21 protein-coding genes are annotated in these 23075 nt (G+C 60.3%); 8 read left to right on the top strand and 13 right to left on the bottom strand.

What is annotated here, in order from left to right; genetic code table 11:
- Positions 1–1105: TonB-dependent siderophore receptor (locus AOZ53_RS26270; RefSeq protein WP_156333532.1), on the top strand; the 1105-nt coding region annotated here is incomplete at its 5' end.
- 48 nt (positions 1106–1153) lie between these two features.
- On the opposite strand, the gene AOZ53_RS26265 is transcribed toward AOZ53_RS26270, so the two are convergent.
- From AOZ53_RS26265 to AOZ53_RS26250, 4 genes are all read right to left on the bottom strand, one after another.
- Positions 1154–3733, bottom strand: a complete 2580-nt coding sequence (locus AOZ53_RS26265) for a fimbria/pilus outer membrane usher protein (protein WP_231690691.1) — start codon at positions 3731–3733, stop codon at positions 1154–1156.
- 118 nt (positions 3734–3851) lie between these two features.
- Entirely contained in the window at positions 3852–4580 is a 729-nt protein-coding gene (locus AOZ53_RS26260; RefSeq protein WP_231689720.1) for a fimbrial biogenesis chaperone, read from the bottom strand.
- 92 nt (positions 4581–4672) lie between these two features.
- Positions 4673–5209 carry a fimbrial protein gene (locus AOZ53_RS26255; protein WP_054428898.1) on the bottom strand — a complete coding sequence of 179 codons (537 nt, stop codon included), beginning with the start codon at positions 5207–5209 and terminating at the stop codon, positions 4673–4675.
- A gap of 191 nt (positions 5210–5400) precedes the next feature.
- A complete protein-coding gene (locus AOZ53_RS26250; protein WP_054428899.1) occupies positions 5401–6510 on the bottom strand; it encodes a fimbrial protein in 1110 nt (369 codons plus the stop codon).
- Between the two features lie 262 nt (positions 6511–6772).
- Between AOZ53_RS26250 and AOZ53_RS26245 the strand changes: the two genes are divergently transcribed.
- Both AOZ53_RS26245 and AOZ53_RS34450 read left to right on the top strand, forming a co-directional pair.
- Entirely contained in the window at positions 6773–8158 is a 1386-nt protein-coding gene (locus tag AOZ53_RS26245; RefSeq protein WP_197286527.1) for an EAL domain-containing protein, read from the top strand.
- Between the two features lie 294 nt (positions 8159–8452).
- Entirely contained in the window at positions 8453–8629 is a 177-nt protein-coding gene (locus AOZ53_RS34450) for a hypothetical protein (RefSeq protein ID WP_156333531.1), read from the top strand.
- Positions 8630–8875: 246 nt separating this feature from the next.
- On the opposite strand, the gene AOZ53_RS26240 is transcribed toward AOZ53_RS34450, so the two are convergent.
- Positions 8876–9754 (bottom strand): DUF4272 domain-containing protein, encoded by an 879-nt coding sequence (locus AOZ53_RS26240; protein ID WP_054476232.1) that lies wholly within the window; start codon positions 9752–9754, stop codon positions 8876–8878.
- Between the two features lie 316 nt (positions 9755–10070).
- On the opposite strand from AOZ53_RS26240, the gene AOZ53_RS26235 reads away from it, so the two are divergent.
- Positions 10071–10745 (top strand): lysozyme inhibitor LprI family protein, encoded by a 675-nt coding sequence (locus AOZ53_RS26235; protein WP_054490004.1) that lies wholly within the window; start codon positions 10071–10073, stop codon positions 10743–10745.
- A 1365-nt stretch (positions 10746–12110) separates the two neighbouring features.
- Positions 12111–13231, top strand: a protein-coding gene (locus AOZ53_RS33830; protein ID WP_156333530.1) for an IS3 family transposase whose coding sequence is annotated in 2 segments (ribosomal slippage) — positions 12111–12369 and positions 12369–13231 — 1122 coding nt in all. Because the reading frame shifts where the segments join, the coding sequence is not laid out codon by codon here.
- Here AOZ53_RS33830 and AOZ53_RS34440 read toward each other — a convergent pair.
- The 5 genes from AOZ53_RS34440 to AOZ53_RS34435 form a co-directional block, all read right to left on the bottom strand.
- Positions 13199–13636 carry a hypothetical protein gene (locus AOZ53_RS34440; RefSeq protein WP_156333529.1) on the bottom strand — a complete coding sequence of 146 codons (438 nt, stop codon included), beginning with the start codon at positions 13634–13636 and terminating at the stop codon, positions 13199–13201. The genes AOZ53_RS33830 and AOZ53_RS34440 overlap by 33 nt on opposite strands.
- A complete protein-coding gene (locus AOZ53_RS26220; protein ID WP_054490002.1) occupies positions 13590–14258 on the bottom strand; it encodes a hypothetical protein in 669 nt (222 codons plus the stop codon). Before AOZ53_RS26220 ends, AOZ53_RS34440 begins: the two co-directional genes overlap by 47 nt.
- Before the next feature lie 167 nt (positions 14259–14425).
- Positions 14426–14881, bottom strand: coding sequence for a helix-turn-helix domain-containing protein (locus tag AOZ53_RS35285; RefSeq protein ID WP_197286526.1), 456 nt, complete (start codon positions 14879–14881; stop codon positions 14426–14428).
- 901 nt (positions 14882–15782) lie between these two features.
- A complete protein-coding gene (locus AOZ53_RS33815; protein ID WP_082385774.1) occupies positions 15783–16865 on the bottom strand; it encodes a helix-turn-helix domain-containing protein in 1083 nt (360 codons plus the stop codon).
- Positions 16846–17343, bottom strand: a complete 498-nt coding sequence (locus AOZ53_RS34435) for a hypothetical protein (protein WP_156333528.1) — start codon at positions 17341–17343, stop codon at positions 16846–16848. Before AOZ53_RS34435 ends, AOZ53_RS33815 begins: the two co-directional genes overlap by 20 nt.
- A gap of 882 nt (positions 17344–18225) precedes the next feature.
- On the opposite strand from AOZ53_RS34435, the gene AOZ53_RS34430 reads away from it, so the two are divergent.
- A complete protein-coding gene (locus tag AOZ53_RS34430; protein ID WP_156333527.1) occupies positions 18226–18651 on the top strand; it encodes a hypothetical protein in 426 nt (141 codons plus the stop codon).
- 19 nt (positions 18652–18670) lie between these two features.
- Positions 18671–19690, top strand: coding sequence for a hypothetical protein (locus AOZ53_RS34425; protein ID WP_156333526.1), 1020 nt, complete (start codon positions 18671–18673; stop codon positions 19688–19690).
- A 116-nt stretch (positions 19691–19806) separates the two neighbouring features.
- Here AOZ53_RS34425 and AOZ53_RS26210 read toward each other — a convergent pair whose 3' ends face one another.
- From AOZ53_RS26210 to AOZ53_RS34420, 3 genes are all read right to left on the bottom strand, one after another.
- Positions 19807–20523, bottom strand: a complete 717-nt coding sequence (locus AOZ53_RS26210) for a hypothetical protein (RefSeq protein ID WP_054489999.1) — start codon at positions 20521–20523, stop codon at positions 19807–19809.
- A 99-nt stretch (positions 20524–20622) separates the two neighbouring features.
- Complete coding sequence (locus AOZ53_RS26205; RefSeq protein ID WP_054489997.1) at positions 20623–20937, bottom strand: hypothetical protein; 315 nt, start codon at positions 20935–20937, stop codon at positions 20623–20625.
- Positions 20938–21459: 522 nt separating this feature from the next.
- Complete coding sequence (locus AOZ53_RS34420) at positions 21460–21627, bottom strand: hypothetical protein (protein WP_156333525.1); 168 nt, start codon at positions 21625–21627, stop codon at positions 21460–21462.
- Between the two features lie 103 nt (positions 21628–21730).
- On the opposite strand from AOZ53_RS34420, the gene AOZ53_RS26200 reads away from it, so the two are divergent.
- Complete coding sequence (locus AOZ53_RS26200) at positions 21731–22120, top strand: hypothetical protein (RefSeq protein WP_156333524.1); 390 nt, start codon at positions 21731–21733, stop codon at positions 22118–22120.
- Positions 22121–23075: the final 955 nt, after the last annotated feature.

Below are 23075 nucleotides of genomic sequence, written 5' to 3'. Positions count from 1 at the left end.
GCGCCATACGGAATCCGCCTCCCGGCTGGGGCCCGCCAATCCGCAGGGCGGGGCCTACTACCTGCCATTCCGCGAGGACAGCAGCCAGCGCAACACCGTCGTCGACGGCCATCTGCAGGGCAGGTTCGACACCGGCCGCGTCACCCACGACGTCACGACCGGCCTGTCCTATTACGCAAGCTCGGTCGACACCACGATCGCGTCCGGAGATTTTTTCCCGGGCAACGTCTTCTCCCCCAGGGTCCCGTTCCCGTCTTCGGACATCACGCCCAATATCGAGCGCCTGTCCAATTCGCCGCTGCGCTCCTCGCGCGCCTACGCCCAGGATTTCATGACCCTGGACAAGCGCTGGCATGTGATGGCCGGGATTGCGCTGAATCAATTGCCGCAAGATGGCGGACCGACCGAGCGCGCCTGGACGCCAAAGCTGGGCCTGAGCTTCGACGTCTCAGACACGATGTCGCTCTACGGCGCGTACTCGCGCGGCTTCTCCACCTACCAGCCCGCGGCGCAAGGCGCCGCGAGCGTACGGCCCATCCGCAGCAAGACCCTCGAAGCGGGAATGAAGTTCGACTGGCCCGACAGCCCGCTCAATGCGTCCATTGCCCTTTTTCAGACATCGCTCGACCATTACCTCGAACCCATACCGGACTCTCCCCTGTACCGACAGGTTGACAGCGGCAGAAGCCGAGGATTGGAACTCAGCCTGCAGGGTCAATTGACGGCAGCCTGGCAAACCGTCGCCAGCTATACGTACACGGACTTCCGGCCCGCGGCCAACCAGGTGAATCCCATACCCAGGCACATGGCCAGCCTGTGGGCCAAATACACGTTCCTGGACCCGGCCTGGAGCGGTTGGGGTCTCGGCGCCGGCGTGTATGTACAGAGCGGATATACCGGCGACGGCCAGGGATTCGGCGACTTCCGCATCGCGGGGCAGGCCCGCACCGATGTCAGCCTGTTCTACCGTCGCGACCGTTTCAGCGCCACCCTCGGCGTGCGAAACCTGTTCGACCGGACCCTGTACGCCGGCCATGCCGTGGCCACACGCATCTACCAGGATCCAGGAAGAACGGTGCTGCTGACAACGGCCTACCGGTTCTGACGTCACCGTCACCGTCGCCGCCCGCCAACGCCCGGCGACGGCGGTCGCTCACTCGCAGCGACTGTCCACGGCCGTCCACATCCGCGCGGCGGGCGCCGGCGGCGTCGCCGGCAACGTCACCGCCAGGCGGCATTGGCCGCCCTCGCCTTGCGCCCAGACGACCCGGTACGTCGACGCCCCCGCCGCCGCGTTGCGCAGCAGCAGCCGGCCGGCCTGCGCCACCGTGCCGACGTCGTCGCCCGCCGTGTCGACGACCCGTGCGCCGAACGGCACCGGGTCGCCGCCGGGCAGCCGCGCCCGCACCAGCACGGCCTGGCCGCCGCCCTCGGTCTCGAACGTCACCGGCACGACCGCGCCCGCGGTCGGCGCCACATGCTGAATGGTCGACTTCAGCGCCACGCTCAAGGGCAGGCCCTTGGGATCGACTTCGATTTCATTGCTGGCGAACGGTGTCAGATTGGAGACGACCGCGCGGCCCCAGGGATCGATGCGCAACCCGCTGCCGCTGGCCACCCGCGCGCCGGCGGCATGCCGGGCTTCGACCACGACGGCGGTATCGCCCAGCGCGGGCGTGAATACGACGCCACCGCCATATGCCACCACGCCTCCCGACACCGTGGCGCCATACTGCGAGAACCCACGTCCGCCCGATGCATTTGCCGCCATGGTGGCGTAGGGCGATGCGTAAGCCGCGCTGCCCCCCGCCACGGAGGACGCTGCCGCGCCCCCCAGGCTGCGACTCGCATTCACGCCATAGGTCAGGGCGCCGTCCTCGCCCGTCGCCCCGGTGACCGACTGCTGGACGTCGGTGCGGCCGCGGAAATTGTTCTGCACGTTCGTCGAGGCATACAACTGCCGCGCGCCGCTGCCGATGGGGATGCCGATGTTGAGCATCGCCACGTTGTCCCAGCGCTGCGATGAGGCATCGTACTGACGGGCAAGCGACAGGCCGGCGCTGACCCGGCCGATGCTGGTGCTGTAGCCAGCCTGGAACTGCGTGTCCCGGCCCGGGCGGTTCCAGTAGTCCTGCGAAGACCCGCTCAGGTAGAACGATCCCCAGCCCGACGGCAGCTGCTGATTCACCGTCAATTGCAGACGGCCGCGCAGGAATCCCCCGGTCGGATTGCCGCCGGAGAGACTGTCGACGCTGTCGCGGCGGGCGTCACGGTCGCCGTGGCGCAGCGACATCGCATCGCGCAGGTCGAGATAACCGCGGCTGGAGTAACGGTAGGCCGCCACGGTGATATTGGTGTCGGTCGGCGCGATCAGCTTGCTATACGACAAGCGCACGCTGTGACCGGATCGCTTTCCTTGCGCGCCCAGCTCGGCGCGCGACTGCGTCGCGTCCAGGCCCACCGCGCCCCACTCCAGGTTCAACGCCACGCCGGCCATGCCCGCGGCGTAATCGCGGCTGGCGATCACGCCGCCATAACCCGTCAGCATGTTGGTGAATCCGTGCTGCAGCGTGGCCTGCATCACATAGGGCCGACCGCCCCGCATCAAGGGATCCCGGTACGCGCCCGCCACCAATCCGTAACGGGTCACGCCGGGCCGCAAGGCATTCACCGCCGCCGCATAAGGCACGCTGGCCTGGTGCACGCTGCCATCCGCCTCCGTGACCTCGACGATCAACTCGCCGCCATATCCCATCGGATACAAGTCGTCGATGACGAAAGCCCCCGGCGCCACGTTGGTTTCATAGATGACGCTGCCGTTCTGCCGCACGCGCACCACGGCATTGCTGCGCGCGATACCCGTCACGCGGGGCGCATAGCCGCGCTGGCTCTGCGGCAACATCCTGTCATCGGTCGACAGTTGCACGCCGCGAAAGCCGAAACTGTCGAACAGCGCGCCGTCCGTGTACGCGTCGCCCATCACCAACTGGCTGCCCATCGACCGGATCGCGCGCTGCACGTTCGTCTGCACGCTTCGATAGCGCGAATCCGCGGCGGAGCCGGTCGTCAGGTTGCCGCTATGGCGCAGGCGCCAGGGCCCGGCGTTCAACCCGCCGGACAGTCCCAGGTATCCCTGCGACACCGCATGCCCCTGCTGGTCGGACCGGAAATAGTTGGCGTTGTACTGCAACAGGCCGGCGGGCACGCCGTCCGTCCAATAGCGCGGGTCGATGTAGCCGCGCGGCTGGCGCTTCATCGCCGCCTGCGGGACCGTCACGTCCAGCCGCTGCTCGCCCGTATCGAAGGCCGCCGTCGCGCCGGGCACCCAGGCATCGACCGGCGCACAGGCCTGCGGCGTCTCCCTGCCCGGCGCCGCAGCCGGAATCGCGCCGCCCGCCCGCGCGTCAACCGCATTCAAATCGACGCCGGCGCGCTCGAGCAGCTCCCGATCAAAGCAGGGCAGCACATTGCCGTGGCGAGCGCCGACCGGCTTGAGCATGACCTGGACGCTCCCCAACTGCATGCCATTGACGGAAAGATCCGCTCGATACGTACCCGGCGCGGCGACGTTGCCGCGGTTGTAGCGGGCCAGGTCCACGGGCGCGCCGCGGTTCACGAGGAACTGCGGATTGAATTCCACCTCGGCCATCTGCATGGGTTCGCCCTCGGCCGCCCCGAACGCTTGCGCGCTTGCCAGAGCCAGCAGGGCCGCCAGGCGGCATGGGTGCGGCACGCGCCGCGCGTCATTCTGTGTTTTTCTCGTTTTCACGGCAATCCGCCATCGACAGGACGCACGGCTCCCCGACGCGCCGACAGCGCGCCGTGATCCGACATCAATCAGGGAAAAAGGATCAGTGCATGACGCGGGGCCGCGTCGAGGCCTCGCCAGTAACGAGGCCGCCGTAATCGTTCACGACTTCGTAGCGCACCTGGACGCCCGCCGGCGCCGTAAGCCTGCCCTTGAGCGGCACCCGGCGCGTTTCGCCCGGCGCCACCATCAGGCCGTCATCGAACAAGGCCTTTTCGCCGCCAGCGGCGGCCTGGATCGTCGTGAACGTCACGTGATAGGCGCTGGGGTTGTGCACGCTCAGCACATAGCCGCCGGCCTCGCCATCGAGCGACCACACCGCTTGCGCCGGCGCATCGACCGCCTGCCCCGGCAACTGGCCAGGCCGGAAGAACACTTTGATCCGCGAGCGGAACGCGAACTGCAGATGATTGGCGGTCTGCGCATCCGACGGCTTCGGCGGAATCTCCAGCACGTTGAGCCAAAAGACGGACTCCCGGTCCTGCGGCAACGGTTCCCCGGTATAGGCCACGCGCAACGTCTGGCCTTTCTCGGGATCGATGCGCGATACGGGCGGTGTTATCAGGAATGGCGCGCTGGCCTCGGACGGTGCGGCGTCCGCATCGCCGCTATCGGCCCAGACCTGCACCAACGCGGGGGTCTTGCCTTCGTTGGACAGCTTGACGGTGACCTCCTGGTCGCCCGCCGGATAAACGACACGCGTGCCCGAGATCACGACGGACGCCACGGCCGGAATACTGATCGAGGCCAGCGCAGCGGCGGCGAAGGCCAACGAACGGAACAGAAAAGTACGCACGATTTCTCAACTCTTTTCGTCTTGGAGGACCATGCCGGCGCAGCGCCCGCCGCGCCGGCGCGCCCGCCTTACTGATAGGCCAGCGTGTACGTGACCGTGGTGGTGACCGGGCCGGCATCCACCGCGCCCGCCGCGAAGTACTGGGCAACGTACGACAGCGTGGCGCTGCCGCCGGTGAGGTTGACCGGCGCGCTGTTCTGCGCCGCCGCGGCCGCGCCGACAACAATGGGCGTGTTGTCCCCCTTGTTCAGCAACTGCACCTCGACGTTGGCGGCGCCGCCCGCGGCCGTGTTCTTCAGATTGCCGTTCGGGCGTACCGTGCTGCCGGGCTCGAAATACGTCGACACCTTCGTGGCGGAGCCGGTACAGTTGGTCAGCGAAATGCTGAACGCCGTGGGCCCGGCGGTCGCGCCCGGATTGGCCAGGCGCGTCTTCGACACGGAAGGCAAGGTCACCGTGAAATCGCCATTGTCCTGGCCGTTGATCTTGCAGGTGGTGTCCGTGATCGAACCGTTGAACGTGATCGTGCCGTCGACGGCGAACGCCGATTGCGATGCCAGCGCGCCGACAGCCAGGAACAGAGCGGAATAAAGAGAAGTCTTCATATCAATGAGGGATAGTGAGCCAGGAGAGGAGAGAACCGGGCAGCGCTCCCGTGTCGCTGCTTCTGCGTTGCAGGTTCTGTCTGGTAGGCCACTTGAGCCGATCAAAAAGGCTCAGACTCGAACGGATTAATTTGTAACGGCCATCGCGCCCAGCGTTCGCCGCGCGAAATGGCCGGCCGCCCCCGGGCGGCTTAACGGTAAAGCAACGTGAAAATCAGCGTGCCGTTCGCGGTCCCTGGCTTGATAGCCGCCCCTGTCTGGACATAGGACGCATAAAAGTCCGCACTGTAGGAGCCGCCCGTTGCCGGCGCGTACTGGGCGACTTCATACCCAGGCGCTCCGAACGCCATCGGCTTGCCATTCGACACGCTGACGAGCTTGAGCCCCAGCCCCTGCGCCGTCGACTCCGCGCTCAGGGCGATGACGCCGTTGTTGGCGTCAACGACGCCCGATGGCGCGCTGAATTGCAGCCCGATGCGCTGCAGCCCGGCAGGGCAGTTATTGATAGGGACCGAGAATTTGACCCTGGGGGTCTCCGAGCCGACCCCCTTGAACGACTTCGTTGTGTACTGGCCCAGCGGCACGGTCACGTTCGACGTGGTGCAACTCTTCACGGAGACGGCTACGGCGTTGACCCGAAAAGACGCATTGGGCCCCGGGCTGACGATGGGGTTGTTAATGTCGGCCCCTCCCATGATGGGGCGCGTCAGCAGCACGTCGCCGGGCAGGGAGACCATGCCCGGCTGGATATCTCCGGTTTTGACCAACATGGCGGTCATCGCATTGAAGCCGTACGGTTGCCGGCCATTGTTGTCCGGACCGGCGCAGGTCCGCCATCGCGATCCGCCGTTTCCCGTCATATCCACCCGTCCGGCCGGCGGTTGCGGGCCGCAGCCCCCGACGACAAACTGCCCGGAGAACGCAATGCCGACCCCTGGCAGGTTGGTCGCATGGACCTTGTAGGTCCCGCCGCCATTGGCGGGGTTCTGAACCGTCACGTTGGTCTGTGTCAGCCCCACGATGCGGATGTCGATGCCCGCGACCGAATTGGCCGTGATATCGCACGCATAGATGGTGTTCATTCCCGTCCAATCGGCCGTCGCCAGCAGCGTTCCCACCGGCGCATCGCGGGGCACCGAGATCGCGCTGGGAAACGTCACTGAAAAGAGTCCGCCATTCGCGAGCGTGCACGTCGTTACGGCACCTGCCTGTAACGGCGCGCCGAAGAAAAGGATGATGGCCAGCGCCGCAAGCCAGCGCAACGGCGCGGCACGGGGTGGCAGAAGCGGGGTACTGAACATGGATTGCCCTCTTGGCGACGCTTTGAAATCAGTGGAATCGCGACCCGGTCGGAAGTGCTTTCGAGCCGCTTGCCCTGGGATGCCACTTGAGACGCGAAAAAAGGTTCATTGCGCGCCCACATCGAACGCGCCCGCCTCCCGCAGGACCCGAGCCGATTTATCTGGTTACATATTTTTCGGCAAAAGCACGGACCTTTTCGTTGCGCTGAAGTGGCATACCCGGAGAAGCCGCACCGCGGTCCACTACAAGCGAAAGGAAATCATGGCGACGAAGTCCCGCCCAATCTCAAGAACACCGCGCCAAGGCGCTTCCGTCGGCCGGCGTCATGACACCTTCGGCCGCCAGAAAGAACCCGTGCCCGACCTCCTCGCAGCCGGGCAAGCCGCCATGCGCCCCACCGATGGCAATCCGTCGGCGATCCTGCTTGCGCCCTATACGGCGGTGCGCGCGGCGTGCATCTATATTGACGGCCTGCCCGATCTGTTCGCGGCCTACGGCACTGCCTGCGTGCAGCGAGCCATCGATCGTGCATTGCCCGAACGGCTGGCCGCCATCGGCATTGACGCCCATCGCATTGCACGTATCGGTCAACATGCCGTTGTCACGCTGGCGGACCACGCGCCGCCCTGCTCGCCCGACGATGATGTGCTGCTTGAGCGGATCAAGGCGGCCGTCTCCTGCGAGCCGCTGGAGTGCGAAGGTCACCGCATCCTGCTCAAGGTACTGGTCACCCTGGGGGTGCCCGAGACCTGTCTGGAGGCGTCTCCGTTCGATACGGCGCGCTATCCTGCTCACGCCTGGCCCCCGCTGCCGGAAACCACCCAATCCCTGAACGCGCGGCTCACGGCGTTTCGCAACGACATGGACATGGCGACGGCGTTCTTCGACGATGTCCATTCCGGCCATGTCACCCTGGCCTTCCAGCCCGTCATCGTGTCGTCGAGCCTCCGGGTGCCGCTCTACCACGAAGCCCTGCTGCGTCGCATCGACGGCAACACCGCCACGACTTGCTATCCCGTCATCCAGGCGCTGGAACGGCTGGGCCTTGTCGCCCGACTGGACCGCAGCGTGCTTTGGACCGCCATCGGCCTGCTTGAACGCCACCCGGATATCTGCCTGGGAGCCAACGTATCGGCGCTGTCCTTGCAGCACGACGGTTGGTGGCGCGTCCTGCAGGATTATCTGGCGAGAAATCCCGGGATCGCCGAGCGCCTGACGCTCGAAATCACCGAGACCAGCGCCATCACCAACGCCGAAGAGGCGGCCAATCTGTTGTTGTCATTGCGCGTGATGGGCTGCCGGATTGCCCTGGACGACATGGGCGCCGGCTACAGCACCATCAGCTTCCTGGCCGCAACGCGCCCGAATATCGTCAAGATCGACAAGACCTTCGTGACCCAGACGGAAGGCAAGCGCCAGCCCCAGACGCTGCTCAAGCACTTCGTGACACTGTGCTCGGACCTGAGCGCATGCGTCATCGCGGAAGGCATCGAAACCGAAGCTGACGTCGCCGCCGCCACGCAGGCGGGCGTGCACGCGCTGCAGGGCTACCATCTGGGACGCCCGGAGTTGGCGCCCGCGTGGCTGGTCGGGCCGGCCTGTGTCAAGGACAGCTTCGCGCACGACCATCGGACCTGGCAGGCATGAAATTGAATGAGCGCCGACAACCAGGTGGGCGGTGGAATCGTGCGGCGATGGGCTCCGCCCCCCCGTGGCGGCGCGGGAGAGATGTCTTGTCTTTATGTATGGTTTTTTTGCTGCAAAATCTCTCTCAGAAAGACATACAAATCAAACGATTCAAGCATTTGTATGGATAGCTGAGGTAGAATTTCCATTCTTGTATGGGATTTTTCTATAAAATCTGCCTTCTTGTATGGAAATGGGCGCTCGCCGCGCCCGATGTGCCTGGATGCGCAGAGGCCGGCCCACAGGTCGTAAACAATGCTGCTGAAGCAGCGTTTTGAGGAAATGATGAATTTTTGGGTCCCCGTAATCTTCGGTACGTTCAAGCTCCTCGTGTTGGGCACGGGCATGTTCCTCGCCATCAAGTCGCATTACGACGGAGAAAAGAAGGACAAGGAAAAGCAGAAGGCGCAAGAGGAGACGAAGGCTCCGTAGTGGAGAGCTGGATGCTGCCGGGGACGTCCCGATCGAGACGCTCAATGCGGCCATCATGCGCGAACGTCATTGACGGAATGGAATTTGATGCGGATACACGCTAGCCCCCCGCAATGGCAGTCGGCATCTGGGCGGAAGCGCGCTTTCTAGGCGGATGGAGAAACTGGACGAACAGTTCTGCGAAGCGGCAGCATGAGACCGTCCATTGCGTTGAAGAGAATAACGATTGTAAGTCGCTGCGGGACGTCAGGTATTTACAGGCACGTCGTCCCACGACTCGCCGTAGCCCACCATCCAGCTCAATGCATAGCGGCGCTCCGTGACCACGCCAGCGTCCAGGTGGGCGGGGATGGGTCGGCCGCGCAGTTGTGCGTCGTGCACGTGCCAGTGCTCATCCTGCAGTCGGTGTTCCTCGTCCGCCACCTCATCGAGTGACCGCAGACACGCATTGGCGACGAAGTCGGCCGGAGCGGCTTTGGCCACTTGCACCAGCGGGATCGCCCAGATGTCCGCACGCTGGCAAGACGGCGGCAGCTCAGGCATGCCGCCCAGGGCCCACGCCAGCGGCACGATGGCCTCGGCGCGCCAACTGAAATTCACAAGGTCCTGATGCGCAGGCCGCTGCGCTTGTCCCAGGTAGAGGGCTTCTGCCGGGGAAAGCAATGCGATGACATCGTTTTGCTCGGCCCAGGCAATGCCTTCCATCGCAACGTCTTCACGTTCATCGGCACGCCACACCACGGCGATCAATGCCAGCAGTCGCTGCGCCACTTGCTCTGCGGTGCGGAACTCCGGTTCACGCCATTGACTCACTGGCGGCGGGCTCAACAGATTCCGCAACGATTTCTCGATGATCAGGTCGCGTTCATCGGGCGTCTTCTGGCAGACGGAGAAGAGAATGAAAAGAGGCCATCGCCACTTGCGGCCCGCGCCGTCCGTCCACACGATCCGTGAGTGCGTTGGGTCGCCGTACCAAACGCCCCGGACGCGAGGGCGGCGGGCATCGGGCACATGCCGGCCCACGGCCAGCAGACAATCCTTGCTGAACGCGATCAAGTCATTCTTGATGGCGTTCCGTTCGTTCTGCCGATCCCACCAGCGACGGAAAATATTGGGGGTTCTCATCGTGCGAACTGTAGTTGCCTATCTGAATGGCCAGTCCCGCCATCACGCATAGTAATCATCTTTCCGACCTGTGCTGCTCCACGAACATAGCCTCTGCGCCTGAACAAGATGGAAGGCCGCATCACCCTCCTGTTCACACAATTGCTACTTTTCAAATTGAGCGACCAAATTTCCAGGTTTGTTGAACTTCTACAGGAGATGTATTGTGCTGTACGCAAGATACCATCGACATACAACCTGAGAAGTTAGGATCATGACCCAGCCGCATTCAACACGCCCACCCGCTTACGCACGGAAGACACGGTATGCACATGCGATGAAGCTGCTCTTTACGTTGGGCCTTGCAACACTATGGACTGGCGCCCAAGCCGCCAGTTTTGATTGCAACAAGGCCGTGAGCGCTACGGAAAGGTTGATCTGCAGCGATGCCGAGACATCCGCGCTGGATGGAAAATTGCACGGGGCCTATGAAACGGCACTCGCCGCAACCGATGCCTATGGCAAGAAAGAGTTGGCCAAAGAACAGCGCAACTGGATTAAATACGCTCGTGACATTTGCCAAGACAGCGCCTGCCTGCGGCAAGCATACACAACCCGCATCGCCATGCTGGCGCGTAATGAGAAACATATTGCCAATGGCGAGGCGTACTCAGACTGCAAGCTGCCGGGCAACCAAACCGAATGCGTTAATGTTGTGCCGATTCGCGATCCCAACTCCCGCGTTGAATCGTTCAACCAATCGTTGGCGCAGCAGAAGCAAAGCGGCCGAATCATCGGTTGTAGCCAGCTGGTTGACCTACCGGTTGGCGTCGCTGGGGGTAATCACAGTTTTGGCGGCTCCTGCGTATTGCAGGAAGGTACGCAGCGCAAGAACGTGAGGATCTGCAACGACGATATGTTCGGGCATTTCCAAGTAGAGCCGTCCACGCCACAAGATGTCTCAGACAAGCGCTTGGTCGACTTTGCTTACGCGCAATGCTATGGCGGTTGATGGTAAGCCCCCGGGCCTATCCGTGATTTTGTGTGCGAGGCATATCATGAGGACTAAGGATCATGGATATGCCGATGACGAAGATACGCACAGCAGCCGCCCAGGCGGCGGCCCGTGGGCCGCTGCCTGAAGTACCGGCCGAGGCTGCCTGAGAAACGGCGCGTCACCCTGGACTTGACGCAGGAAATCGGACCTCCAGAGGCGAAATCCGGCTGGAGGCCGTGCCAGTCCTTGTTGTCGAAGTTCATCATGAGTGGGAACAACATCCTAATTAAATCAAGCATTTAGGGAAATTATGTCATGGCCGATGGGATCCGCAAGTCACTTAAGTTGGGATTTTGCGAGTAAAACTTCACGTGACTTGGGATTTTGCAGGGCGGGGCTGATAGAGGTCGGGCGAAAGCACGATTTACCCGGGCCCGGCGCTCGGCTATTACAAAGGATTTGAGCGCACAGGGCTTCCTCGTACTAAATAGCCCAGTTCTTTCCCGAAAGCAGCCGAAGAATTGGTGGAGCCCTATGGATCAAACGTCCGTTCCAGACAACAAACCAGGCATTTCCTCCCCCATCTCGCGCGAAGCCCTCTACGAGGCGGTCTGGTCGGAGCCAGCTACGCATCTAGCCGCTAAGTATGGCGTCTCCGATAGCTTTCTAGCCCGGATCTGCAAACGCTTGCATGTGCCCAGGCCTCAACCCGGCTACTGGGCCAAACAGGCTGTGGGCAAAGCTCCACCTAAGCCTACCCTACCGCCGGCAGCACCAGGAGACGAACTCCAATGGTTGCCTGCCAATCCGCTCCCCCCACAACAGCGTCGTCGGCCACCGCCAGACAGGCCCTCTCGGCCGCCAAGCCTCCAAGTGGAGGCAATCACCGAAACTGTGCCCTCCCCTAGGATCGAGACAACCCCAAGAGAAACGGGAAAAAATAGCCTGCGGCACAAACGGATTCCCGCCACCCATCCACTGATCGAAGGGGCAATCGGTCTTATCCCTATAGGCCGAATCTCCGACGAGGGCTACCACAAGCCGCGCAAGCGACTGCTTCCCGATATTTTGACTTCGCCTGCCCAGCTGGAGTCCATCGTCAGGATCGCGAACAAGCTATACCGACACCTAGAGTCCCGGGGCCACCGCGTGCGCATAGCTAATGCGAGTGAGCACTTTCAACGACGAGAGGTCAATCCTCGTCCAGCATCACGACAACCACGCTATTACGATTCGCTTTGGCATCCCGAACGTCCGACCGTTATCTACGTCGACACCGTAGCAATCGGCCTTTCCCTATTCGAAACATTAGAGTCCGTCTGACCTGCTCCCCGTGGTTAGTACGAAATCGATGTAGAGTCCGTTCACAAAGGAACGACAATGAAGAAACGATTCACGGAAGAACAGATCATCGGCGTGCTGAAGGAGGCCGAGGCAGGGGCCAAGGTGGCCGAACTGTGCCGCAAGCACGGGATCTCGGAGGCCACGTACTACAACTGGAAGGCAAAGTTCGGCGGTATGACCGTCTCGGACGCCCAGCGACTGAAGGAGCTGGAGCAAGAGAACAACAAGCTCAAGAAGCTGTTGGCTGAATCGATGCTGGACAAGGCTGCGCTTCAGGACCTTTTGAGCCGAAAGTAGCAAGCCCGCAGGCCAAACGCGAAGCGGTCAGAACGTTGATGACCGAGCGCGGCATGGGTATCACCCGGGCCTGCGGGCTGGTAGGCATTTCCCGGTCGCTATTCGCTTATGAAAGTAAGCGCACGGACGATGTGGCATTGACCGAGCGCATGAAGGAGATGGCAGCGCTCAAGCGACGCTACGGCTATCGGCGCATCCATATTCTGCTGCGCCGTGAAGGCTGGCAGACGAATCACAAGCGGGTCTGGCGGCTTTACAGCCAAGCCGGCTTGAGCGTTCGTAAGCGTCGCCGCAAGCGCATCGCTCCCGCAGAACGGGTAGTTCGTCCCGTTGCGACGGCGCCGAATCAGAGCTGGTCGATGGACTTCGTGTCCGACGGTCTGGCCTATGGCCGCAGGTTCCGGTGCTTGAACATCGTCGATGACTACACGCGCGAGTGTCTTGCCATCGAGGTCGATACATCACTGCCGGGATTGCGGGTGGCGCAGGTGCTGCAACGGCTTGCGGAACTGCATGGGCTGCCCAAATCCATCACCGTGGACAACGGCCCAGAGTTTGCCGGCAGGGCCTTGGACGCTTGGGCCTATCAGGTCGGCGTGAAGCTGTCGTTCATCAGACCAGGCAAACCCGTGGAGAATGCATACATCGAGAGCTTCAACGGAAAATTCCGCGATGAATGCCTGAATGAGCATTGGTTCATGTCGCTGCGCCAAGCCAAATCCTTGATCGAAGACTGGCGCGTCGAGTACAACACCGAACGCCCGCATAGCGCGCTGGGATACTTAACGCCGGAGCAGTTTGCTCAGGCGCATCGACAACAACGGTTTTTAACCCTGGACTCTATTTCGGTGCCGTACTAAGTCTGGGGGCAGGTCAGGATCCTTAAGCGTTTGAGAGACGAGCGGCAACAGCTCGGTCACGCGTCTCTTGTTTCCTCGAGAAACGCCTCTGCGCCGCATCGCAAGCACGTAGGCCTGCCGCCGTTGCCACTCTTCCTGTTGATCCCGAGTCAGCATTTCGACGGAGACTATCGCATCCATCTTTTCTTCTTGCGTCGCGAGGAATTGATCAGAGCCTGAGCTTCCCACTACACGAATCTTCCCCCGTGCGACCTGCCGCTGCAGATCTGCCACCTGCATAGTGCGAAACGCACCCGTCTGGACATCCTCCAATTGAACAGTGTGAAGGTCGAGCATCCGATGAAAGGCGAAATGCCGCTCACCAATCAGCGCTACGAAGCCACGAATCAGCGGATAAGTTGCCATTGTTGGTCTCCATCAATGAGTTGAGGTCATAGACCAGATCCAGGCTGAGGTCTTCGCCTACATACAGGGACCGGCGGCCAACCAGGCCGAGTGCCTGATGAAACTTGAGGCCACATATTTCTGCCACATCGCTCAGCGGTGCGGGATACTTGATCTTCGGTGGATTCGTGGAGAACTCGCGCGCATGCACAGTGCTATCGGCACACCTGGCATATCGAAGGATGAGAGAGGCACGTTCGGCACGACCGTCCAGATTGATCTCTTCGTCCGTTGTGAGCAGGAAGCGATAGCCGTGGCCCGCGAGACAAGCCGTTGCCTCCAGCAGCTTGCTGCGGTGTTTCTTGATGAAGGCTCTCGGCTTGACCTCAACGACAATTGGGACGCCCAAACCACACCGGACAAGAAAGTCCGGCGTGTAGGTCCCACCACTTGGCAAGCTGAGCTTGAAGGGTTGAGACTCGATTGAGGTGGCGCCAGGGCACAAGAGCGCAATCCGGACGAAGCTCTGTTCAAGCAAGCTTTCGTACTGGATCTGCTGGTCTTGGAACCATGGGCAACTGATGTAACCAACGCGGCGATGCGGCGAACGAGTCACCACCTGCCGGCCAGGTGTCTGCAGCATATCTCTGCCTCCGTAGGGCAATAGGAATCCGCAGCCTGTTGAAACAGGCCGGAAATTTGCTTGACGGGATTGCTCAGCAGAGGGAAACTTGAGGTACGCCAATACGGTGGGTTTCGCCCGCTGTACAACGCCGGTCAGCCTTCGAGTTGATCGGCGTTTTCTTTTTTCTACATGGCTTTCTCCGCTAATGCCAGCCGCTCCCCCCTGTTAGGGGCTGCAGCATCTCCACACGATTCGCGTGTGGTACCGCTTTCACGAAGCAGCGCCTGGACAAGTGAGTCAATGACTCGGTAATCCTGCTCACTCAGTCGGGCGTCGTTCGTAAAAATGCGCTTCGCCAATTCTCTTGCAGAAGTGTTCCCATTGATTCGCTCGATGTGCCACAGTGTGAGCTCGTTCAAGGCGGCCCGAGTGAGTTCCTGCTCTTCCTGCGGAGTAAGCAGGAGCGCTGCAATCAGACGCCCAAGGACAGCATCTCTGGGAGGGGGACGGCGTCCTCGTTCGAGTAGAGTGATGTAAGAAGGATCCACACCCGCAAGCAACGCCAGACGATTGGCATGCATCTCCCTGCGCTTTCGTAAGCGCTCGAGGCAAATGCCGAAATCGTTAGACGTAACAGTCAAATGAGCTCCCGTTGTTGCCGTGTTCAGTCAATCGGCCGTATAGATTGCGCCGCTCCTCGCGGCTTCGCACACCCTCGAACTGTATTTCCGAGCCTTGAATGCGACAACCGCTTATTAGCGGATGACAAAACAACGAATTCAGATTATGGGAATCGAGATAACGCCGATCTTAGATATGCTGACCATGGCAGCATACGGGCCCGATGGGATTGACGGGGATGCTCTTGATGAGATGGATCCGAGGGAGTCGTCAGTGGCTTGGGGTTGAGGATCTGACTACGCTGACCAGCGTCTTCTAGATGCCTCCGGAGCGCCAGGTGCTATCACACAAAAAGCTGTTGTAGTGCGATGCTTCTTCAAACAAGGGTGGCTATGCAAATTCTGGATAAAATCTCGGGTTCCAGGCACTAGTTCGATCGGCTCGCTTGCTGGCACTTGGCGAATCCGACTGCAACCCCTTGGGTCTGGTAAAGGATGAGAGGCTCAGTGGGCATGACGGCAACATCAGAAAGCCCCAGTGCGGAAAAAGGCCGCATTTCTTTCGAGATGCGGCCTGATAGTGTAGCTTTAGACTTTTAACGTTTTTTGTTGGATTGAGACACCACAGATCCAGCCAATGTCTTCGTCACAGCCGCCGAGCGCGAGTTATCGAGAGCGCGAGAAGCCCGCGCTTCCAAGTTGGCACCGGTTTGAGCCGAGCTGCCGGTCTGGCGTAATGCAGATCCTGCGAGCGACTTTTGCAAGCTGCTTGCGGACGAACTGCCCAGAGTCTTCCCCGCGGTTGAGGCGACACCACGGGACGTCTGCTTGCTGTTTGTGGCCACACTTCACTCCTAACGCTCCAGATAACAGAGTCTTGGCGTCTGGAGCAACGCGCAAGAGCCTAAATTGATGTCATCGATCAAGACTTGTCTGAAGTTACCAGCCGCAAATGAGATACGGGCTCAGTTGGAACATAGTGTCGAGAGAAATCTCGCTCATTTAGCCGGAAGAGCTCCATTAGTTCTTGGATGCTGTAGCCCAAATTTAGGCGGAAATAGTCGACCAAAGCAGCATGCGTAGTTGGCTGTTCCTTCGGAATCGCCAACTCGCTTGGTTCCTGCGTCCGCATCCCACTAGCGCTCAGTTGATAGAAAAGGTACTTGAACTGGCTGTCCGTAATTCGGCCAAGTTCACGTGCCCGATAGACTAATGACGCCATAGATGTCTTCCAATATGGCTTGAGTCGCGCAGCCTTCGACAGATCCAATCGGTGCAACTGATGTCCAATCTCCGAAGCAGGCATTAGGAATTCAGCGGCAAACTGGTTGGCCTCGTCTTCGACAGCAGGGTGTGGCACGGTATGCATCACTAGGTGTCCCAGTTCGTGCGCTAAGGTGAAGCGCAGACGATCACCCGGAAAGCCAGATGACACAAAAACCATCGGCGGGAGACCGTCACAACGAAGGCTAGTTGCATCCACGCGATCCGAGCCGAAGTCATGCTCGATGATGATGATGCCTGCGCGCTCGATGAGCTCGGTTACGTTGTCTATAGGACCTGAGGGCAAGTTCCATGTGATTCGCACCGCCTGAGCCACTTGAGCTGCATCCCCTTGGAAATCTTCAACATCCAAGCGGGGCAACATCAGGTCCGACTCCATCTCCGTAGATGCTAACAACTCCTCAAGGTGCATTCGCTTGAGATTGATCTCTGCTTCGATGCGCTTGAGCGTCTTGGCCGGTAAGGCGCGTTTACGATAAAGAAGGTGGTGGGCTCCCGTGCCGATACCATGCAGTGGTTTGGTTGAATTGAAGAATGACGGAGGGTAGTCCAACGCGGTCGCTAGCCTAGCTAGCAGATCTGCGGGGCAAGACACCATTCCGGCTTCAAGCTTTGAGAGCGTTCCCTGCGTGACACCCAGTGCACGGGCGAGCGAGGCCTGAGTCATCTCTCGTGACTCACGCGCCATGGTGATCATGCGGTTATTGACTTGCTTTTCCATTTCCTCGGTCCTGCTTGCGAGGCGCGAACTTTACAACCTTCTTCGCCGTGGCAGGAGGTGCCGGGGGAATCGGAAGGTGGGGGACGAGGCTAAGTGCGTCGTCGCCACTTGCGGTGTTGCCAATATGCATCACCCAAGCATTCGTGGTCGGTCCATTAGGGCAGGCAAGATAGATGCCCTCCAGGTCCGTCTGTAGACGGTTCAACCGATAGCCGACATGCAGGTTGATTGTTTCCCCAAAGCTCGGCAAGGGAAGCTGATCCATAAATTTCATACATTGCTGAGTATGGATGTTGCTCGCTCGGAACTTCTCATCGAGTTTCTTGAATCTCACAACGATCCCGGCGTCGAAGTACACCAGGAAAAGCTTGCGTATTTCTTGACATTGCGAGCCAGGATGCACATCGAAGTGCTGCCGGGCAAAGTCGATGGCGTGGTCATGGATCAAGCTCGCGCGCGAACGGGAGGAATGAGCCATCCTGAGCTCGGCAGGGTACTCTCCGTAGCGCGCCCATGCTCGCGCGATGCAAGATGTCAGCGCAGGGAGAGCTTTACCAAGGCGACTTACGACTTCTTCCTGGGGGACGGCATTCATTGGGAGCGATAAAAGTCTTTGACAACAGCAATCTACGCCTCATTTCTGAAAAATTCAACAAAATTATTCCAAAAAATATTTCCCCTCATGGGACTTCGAGAAGCGCATGGGACTACCCCTGTGGAGAGGCGGGCTGCGGAAATCCTACCCGCTTACTACTTGCACGGCACTCGCTGCATGACTTTTAAGGCGGCCAAAGCAAGCAGACATCTGACCGCCCTGGGGGACTGCCTGAATCGGTCCAGCAGGCGCCCGCGGTAGTCAGTGCTTGCGCTGGCTGCGTCTGGGAGAGCAGGGAGTCAACCAGGAATCGCATCGCGAAATCAGCCCCTAGAGGCAAATGTCGTGCGCGAAGCAATGTTCGTCGCAACGGGTACATTGACACAGTTTGTAATGAAATTGCAAGCGGCCGGCAGAACCGCGCAACAGCGCGACGACGTCCGCTGCGCCTCGCTTAGGCGATAGCTCTGACGTCATTAGGATTGATCCTGCGAAATAATGTTGTGCACGAACGCGCGTCGCGCGTTGTCATCGGCGAAGGGGGAAATCGCGCAGCAGCTCGACTAGGTCACGGTCGGCGGGACCGCCGGAGGCCGGTCGCATGAACCGCACACCGTTCTTTCTGCCGCTTCGCGCTAGGCCGACCAATACACCGCACCAGTCGTTGGTCAGGTCCAGCTCCAGGATCGCATGTACCCAACTATTTCCCGCGTCACCAGGTTGAGGTATCCTCGCACTTCTCTTACTGATACAACCAGAAATACTATGCCCAATTCAGCCGCGCAGTTGAACCGGATTTTGCACGCGATCGAAACCAGCAGCTTGGGCGCAAATCCCGATAAGGCAGAAAAGGTATCGGACGATGCGCGCGGAGTAGTTTTGCGAGTCCCTGTCGGCGAGGATCAGAATATTCGCGTTCGCCGCGACCCGAGTGGCGTGTGGGAGATCCTGCAGGAGCCCACACCTCCGAACCCCCTCGATTACTTTGCAGCAAGTGGCACTAGAGAAGCATTGATAGCATTTCTCCGCCAGGCCAACGCGGCTGTGCAGATCGAATTCCCCACGGACGATATCTACAGAATTTCCAAGCTCGTTTTTCAAGCATATGAGGATCTCCAGAGACAATCCTCGCCAGTTACCGCAGTGGCGGTAGTGCACCGATATCGTCAGTTGCGCGCCCGGCCTGTCTGAAGAAGAGAGCCTGGAAAAAATGAGCCAACAACACCGCAACGGGAAAGACTCATTGAGCGGAAATACTACCTCATGGACGGAGCTCAATTTTATCGAGCGCCAAATGATTCCGATCATGGACGCCGGCTTTGACCCAAAAGCCCCAGATCAGGCAAAGTGGCTCGAGTACCAAGGTAGTTGCATAGAACCCAGATGGGCCCAGGACGCCAATGCGATCACCATGGATTTCGGAGGCGTTTTTCACAGCACATTTCTCCGATGGGCCGTTGCCATAAACGGACTGCAAATCGCCGCCGAGAAATACAAATCCCGAGAATGGCTAGATACGGGCAAAACGTTCGCGATAAGTGGCATCAGAAATCAGCCTGGCGGAGAAGGTCCCGCTCTTACTTATGTGCGAGCCTGGGATGGAGACTTCGCGTCCGAGGTCCATGAGAGCACAATGTCAATGCTCCCCGCGTGGGGGTTCTGCAATCTTTATGCCTGCTTGGAGGAGTTTATCTTCAAGCTATTCAGAGCCTATCTCGAGCACAATCCTCTCAGCATATGCAAGGGAGATGAATTTATCAATTTGAGAAAGGCCTACAAGGCTCGCAGTCAGAGCGAAGGCCAACTCGAAACATGGAACGTGCTCTGGAAGCAGCGGTTAGACGCCTGGCATAGGAAGAAGCTTTACGACAACATCGAGAAAGTGTTCAACAACTTTATTCAGCAAACGGGTTTGCTAATTCCGGTCGCATATGAAGGTGAATACGACTACTCGACATACGCCAAGACTCTTGGTGGCATAGCGATGATTCGCAATTGCTTTATCCACGGAGCAACTGAAGTTCCTGAGAGCCTTGCTGATTTTTGCGACTCCAACGCGGCCATGTTCTTCATGTACGAGAAAGGGGCGAAGTTTGTGATCACTTCGCATGAACTCGCCACATTTGAATACTTCACGGACGTGTTTACCCAAACACTGAACCTGAGCTTTTTTGAATTGGTTGCCCCAGGGGCCAGGGAAGCGCACAGGCAGATGTTGAAAAGCGCTTGAGTCATACAAGCTGAAGGGGAGCTAATGTGGAAGACCGGGCCATGCACGCACATGGGTGTGCATCCCGCTCGGATGCTGGCGCTATACCTTCGTTACGGGCGTATTGGAAAAATGCGCTAGCGTCCAAAAAGCATGGGAGCCGATGCAGGCTCCGGAGCCCCTTGCTCGACCGCGAGAATGTTGCGCACGAAATCGCGACGTGCGTTCTCGTCGGCGAAGGGGAAATCGCGCAGCAGCTCGACTAGCTCATAGTCGGCGGGGCCGCCGGAGGTCGCTCGCATGAACCGCACACCGTTCTTCCTGCCACTTCGCGCCAGGCCAACTAATACACCGCACCAGTCATTGGTCAGATCCAGCTCCAGGATTTGCCGTAAAACTGGCTCACCTTGTACCTGCACGCCGGCCTCCTGCAGCGTAGCCAACAGATCGTCCAGATTGAGCGCCCGAGGATGAATGAAGCGCGTCCCGGACGGCATCGTCGGGTCTATGGTGATGGCCACACCGCCGCCGGCACGGAAGTTAGGGTCGAAGCGCAGGGCAATCTCGCGGGTGCCCGCCACGAATTCTATGCCGCGGTGCTCAAGATAGCCCTGCACCCGGGCGCACTTCTGCAGGTCGACGGGTTGGCCCTTGTCCATTTTGGACAGCGTGCTGTGATGAATGTTGGTGTCGGCCGCCACCTGGACCAGGGTGACGGGGACCAGCGCGCGCGCGGCCACTAGAAGCTTGCCGAATACCTCGGCGTTGAAGGTCTTGCGGTCGGCCGAATAGACGCCGGCCGGCAAGTTGGCCAGGGGCGACACGGGCGCGTCGGGATCGAATTCAGGGGACATAGGGGGAACACCTTTGCGGATCGTTTGCGGCATTGGCCAGTGGCGGCTAGCGCCGGCGGCAGAAGGCCTACGCGCGCCGCGCGCAGGCCATGTGCCGGCTTAGTGGTCCACCTCTTCGAAGATCACGCGGGCCGGTTGACCATGGTCAACCATGCGCGGGCGACGCGGATCTACCTTGACCTCGTGCAGGTTGGCGGACCAGACCACGTTGCGCTGGGCCCAGCCGTAGCCGACGGCCAAGACGAGCCAGATCTCGTCGGACTTCGTCTTATAGATCACCTTCTCCAGCGGCGCGTCGGGCGACGGGCGACCGGCGGTGGCACTGGAGACGGCCAGGACGACCAGCTCGGGATGGTCGGATTCGTATTGCTCGATGCGGCGTTTCAGGGCTGCGTACTCACTTGCTTTGGACATACTGGATACCTCACACGGTAGATGCTGGAAACGGGGCGGGCAGGGCGCCCGACGGTGGCTCGGCGCCACGGCCTCACCTGGTGCGCTGCGGCCGTGGCGCCGCCCGTCGGGCCAGCGCTCGCACGCGGGGGGAGACCTGCGTGCAGGAACCCAACCGAGTCCAGTATATCCGCATTCCATAGCACATAGTGCTATTGGTATAGCAGTTGTCGACGTTCAGCATGCGAGGGGACGGCATCACCGTCAAATCAATACCCTGTGAAAAGTGCGTCATTGACGTTGGTCTCGTCGAGTCACTCAAGTTGGGATTTTGCGAGGAAAACTTCATCTAAATCGGGATTTTGCGATGTTGCCGCATTCACGAAGCCACAGGCCGGTTGATGTGAGACGCATGTACACCATGACGGCGCCGACATTCCTACACTGGGCAGAGGAAGCGTTGCAGGGCAGCACCAGGTAGCCCGCGCTGGGCGCGGGCCTGGGTTGCAAAGGGCGGGTGCGCCGACCAAGCCGGCGCCGGCGTCATTCAGGCGCCATGTGGGCCGGCGACGCCGCCTGCACGCGCGGCAGCGGATAGTCTTCGTGCCGCGTCGGCGGCAAGTTAATGGTGCAGGCCACGGCCAGCGCCAGCAGCACGGCGCCAGCAGCGGCTACCAGGCGTTGAACAACAGTTTGAGGTTGGAGGGGCATTGATGTGGTCCTTTCGGTTGCGGCGCAGGAGAAGTTCCTTTGCCTGGCTTCGTGTAGCCGCTCCCTTTAAACGCCCCACTTCGGGGTGGTGGACCTGTGCCTGATGCGGTTGGCCAAGCTGTTGATGGACGCGGGCTTGGACTTTGCCTCGGCGAACAGCATTGCCTCGAACTTGGACGTGCGCCGAATTTTTCAGGGCCGTCGACCGTCTGATGAACTGGTTCTGACCTGGCACCCCTTTCAGGAATTCATGGTGTTCGACAAGGAAGACCTGGTGCACTTGAAGGACCGGCTGGAGGACCTGCAGCAGCGGCACGCAGTCAACACGATCATCCATCTCGCGCCCATTTGGGCTGAGGTGTATAGCCAAATGCGGGCGCTCGAGGTGACGGCCTCCGCGGATGTGGCCACGGTGCAGAACGCTTCGCCGGAGCTGGCGGCCGCGGTCGTCGCCAATTGCTCGACCCAATTCTTGTCGAAAGAAGATGCGTGAATTTTCTAGGCGACGCCGGCGGCCGCCGCGGCACTAGCAGGAAGCCCGCCAGGGCGAGCAGACGGTCGTCGACAGCGGCGCGGCCGGCACGTGCAGGGAGGCCGCCAGAGCGTGCTGGTGGAAGTCGCGCGCCAGTCGCAAACCTCGGCGGTGAAATCTATCGATGGCCGCTTGACGGAAGCGCATCTCCAAGGAAAAATAAGGCCACCCCTACGGTGGGTTTCCCCCGCTGTGCGACGCCGACCAGCTTTCGAGCTGATCGGCGTTTTTATTTGGTCGCTCCCGCGGTCGTGACTGCACGATGAGGCCTCCTTTCATTTGGAGTTACCTCGATGTTTCATATCAATAGCAGCCCTGAAAAGCGTCGCCTGCGCTGTTCGCTGGCAGGCGACCAGGCCGTTGTGGTGTGGTTGCAGCGCCACCAGGTCGGAGGCATCGGTAGCGGATCGACTGTCCAAGTTGACGCGCAATGTGAACGGGAAGACGCGTGCCCGCACCGGACCGGCGCGGCGTGCCCGGCCAGGCGCCTCGAGTAGCCAGCGACTGGCGCAGGCTTCGTTCTGTAAGAAGGGCGGGTCACCCTGCGATCAACACCCAAAATCGGACCTTTAGAGGCAAAACCTGGTCAGAGGCCGCGCCAGTGCTTGTATATCGGAAATTCTCGATTCCCAAACTGGATGACGTAAATCCCAAGTTAGATGAATTTCGACACTTGTATATCGAAAAGTCTCGATTCCCAAACCGGATGACGTAAATCCCAAGTTGGGTGAATTTCGACATCTGATATTAGGGACGAATGCTTCCGCACAAATTCCAGGATCCCCCCTGGCCATATGTAACAGCGGCCTGCCCCCCCTTGAACCCCGCGACATCATCCCTATAATTAGCACTCGACTCCGGTGAGTGCTAACAGTCCTCCCGGGCCTAACCGATCATTCACTTTCTTCTTTAGTAA

It is taken from the genome of Achromobacter sp. 2789STDY5608621 (assembly GCF_001299375.1).
In the GTDB taxonomy this organism is placed as follows: domain Bacteria; phylum Pseudomonadota; class Gammaproteobacteria; order Burkholderiales; family Burkholderiaceae_B; genus Achromobacter; species Achromobacter insuavis.
This window is presented reverse-complemented; position numbering and strand designations above follow the sequence as displayed.

What these genes read in the sequence shown, in the direction of transcription:
- AOZ53_RS34425 (WP_156333526.1), top strand. Translation starts at nt 18,671, where the DNA reads ATGAGCCAACAACACCGCAACGGGAAAGACTCATTGAGCGGAAATACT.
- AOZ53_RS26220 (WP_054490002.1), bottom strand. Translation starts at nt 14,258, where the DNA reads ATGCTGCAGACACCTGGCCGGCAGGTGGTGACTCGTTCGCCGCATCGC.
- AOZ53_RS26235 (WP_054490004.1), top strand. Translation starts at nt 10,071, where the DNA reads ATGAAGCTGCTCTTTACGTTGGGCCTTGCAACACTATGGACTGGCGCC.
- AOZ53_RS34435 (WP_156333528.1), bottom strand. Translation starts at nt 17,343, where the DNA reads ATGGCTCATTCCTCCCGTTCGCGCGCGAGCTTGATCCATGACCACGCC.
- AOZ53_RS34420 (WP_156333525.1), bottom strand. Translation starts at nt 21,627, where the DNA reads ATGCCCCTCCAACCTCAAACTGTTGTTCAACGCCTGGTAGCCGCTGCT.
- AOZ53_RS26210 (WP_054489999.1), bottom strand. Translation starts at nt 20,523, where the DNA reads ATGTCCCCTGAATTCGATCCCGACGCGCCCGTGTCGCCCCTGGCCAAC.
- AOZ53_RS34450 (WP_156333531.1), top strand. Translation starts at nt 8,453, where the DNA reads ATGCTGCTGAAGCAGCGTTTTGAGGAAATGATGAATTTTTGGGTCCCC.
- AOZ53_RS33815 (WP_082385774.1), bottom strand. Translation starts at nt 16,865, where the DNA reads ATGGAAAAGCAAGTCAATAACCGCATGATCACCATGGCGCGTGAGTCA.
- AOZ53_RS26255 (WP_054428898.1), bottom strand. Translation starts at nt 5,209, where the DNA reads ATGAAGACTTCTCTTTATTCCGCTCTGTTCCTGGCTGTCGGCGCGCTG.
- AOZ53_RS34430 (WP_156333527.1), top strand. Translation starts at nt 18,226, where the DNA reads ATGCCCAATTCAGCCGCGCAGTTGAACCGGATTTTGCACGCGATCGAA.
- AOZ53_RS26205 (WP_054489997.1), bottom strand. Translation starts at nt 20,937, where the DNA reads ATGTCCAAAGCAAGTGAGTACGCAGCCCTGAAACGCCGCATCGAGCAA.
- AOZ53_RS26245 (WP_197286527.1), top strand. Translation starts at nt 6,773, where the DNA reads ATGGCGACGAAGTCCCGCCCAATCTCAAGAACACCGCGCCAAGGCGCT.
- AOZ53_RS26240 (WP_054476232.1), bottom strand. Translation starts at nt 9,754, where the DNA reads ATGAGAACCCCCAATATTTTCCGTCGCTGGTGGGATCGGCAGAACGAA.
- AOZ53_RS34440 (WP_156333529.1), bottom strand. Translation starts at nt 13,636, where the DNA reads ATGGCAACTTATCCGCTGATTCGTGGCTTCGTAGCGCTGATTGGTGAG.
- AOZ53_RS26200 (WP_156333524.1), top strand. Translation starts at nt 21,731, where the DNA reads ATGCGGTTGGCCAAGCTGTTGATGGACGCGGGCTTGGACTTTGCCTCG.
- AOZ53_RS26250 (WP_054428899.1), bottom strand. Translation starts at nt 6,510, where the DNA reads ATGTTCAGTACCCCGCTTCTGCCACCCCGTGCCGCGCCGTTGCGCTGG.